This is a genomic window from Streptomyces malaysiense (genome assembly GCF_000980885.2).
Classification (GTDB): domain Bacteria; phylum Actinomycetota; class Actinomycetes; order Streptomycetales; family Streptomycetaceae; genus Streptomyces; species Streptomyces malaysiense.
On the sequence record NZ_LBDA02000108.1, the window covers coordinates 1 to 1,168 of the forward strand.

The 1,168-nt window shown below is 69.0% G+C and carries 1 protein-coding gene; it reads left to right on the forward strand.

All coding sequences use genetic code 11. The annotated features are described in order from the left end of the window. Positions 1-66: 66 nt before the first annotated feature. Positions 67-1,133, forward strand: a protein-coding gene (locus VT52_RS39825; RefSeq protein WP_420856323.1) for an IS630 family transposase whose coding sequence is annotated in 2 segments (ribosomal slippage) — positions 67-510 and positions 513-1,133 — 1,065 coding nt in all. Because the reading frame shifts where the segments join, the coding sequence is not laid out codon by codon here. Positions 1,134-1,168: the final 35 nt, after the last annotated feature.

Consider the following 1,168-nt stretch of genomic DNA (forward strand, 5'->3'; position numbering starts at 1 on the left):
TACTGAGATTGAACTCGTGGTGTCGTAGGGGCTGACGGCTCGTCGTTCGTGCGGTATCACCGGGGCATGCGGTATCCACAAGGGGGCGGGCTGACCGTCGAACGGCAGCAGTTTCGCGAGGAGTTACGACTCAAGGCGGCCGAGAGGTTCGCCCAGGGCGAGGCGAGCTCGGTGATCGCCAAGGACCTGCGGGTCAGCGTCCGCTCCGTGCAGCGATGGCGGCAGACGTGGGCCGAGGGCGGCCCGAGGGCTCTGCGGTCACAGGGACCGGCGTCGCTGCCGAGGCTGAGCGAGAAGCAGTTCACCCAGCTGGAGGCGGAGCTGGCCAAGGGGCCGGCCGCGCACGGCTGGGAGGACCAACGCTGGACGCTCGCGCGGATCAGGACGGTGATCGGCCGGCGCTTCCATCTGACCTACACCATCCAGGGCGTGCGGAGACTGCTGGCACGCAACGGCTGGTCCTGCCAGGTCCCGGCCCGACGGGCGATGGAGCGGGACGACGACGCGGTGGCCGGGTGGGTCAAGGAGGTGTGGCCCTGCGCGGAAGTCTCGCGGCGGCCCGTGGAGCCTGGCTCGCCTTCGAGGACGAAGCCGGATTCTCCATGACGCCGCCGCAGGCCAGGACCTGGTCCCAGCGCGGCCGGACCCCGGTGGTCCGGGTGCGGGGCCGCTCCCGCAGACGGGTGTCCATTGCTGCGCTGACCTGCTACAAACCCGGCCATCGGTCCCGGCTGATCTACCGGCCTCGCCGGGACGACGGCCCACGCGACGGACGCAAGAGCTTCTCCTGGCGCGACTACCGGGACCTGCTGATCGCCGCCCATCAGCAGCTCGGCGGCCCGATCGTGCTCGTCTGGGACAACCTCAACGTCCACAAGGCTGCCGACCTGCGGAAGTTCGCCGAAGCCCGGGACTGGCTGACCATCTATTACCTGCCGCCCTACGCACCCGACCTCAACCCCGTCGAAGGGATCTGGTCACTGCTGCGGCGCGGCTGGCTCTCCAACGTCGCCTTCTCCACCCCGGAACACCTCGTCCAGCGCATCCGACGCGGCCTACGACACATCCAGTACCGCAGCGACCTCATAGACGGCTGCCTCGCCGAGACCGGCCTGACCATCCGGCCCACCTGAGCAACGGCACGACATCACGAGTTCAACCTCAGTAA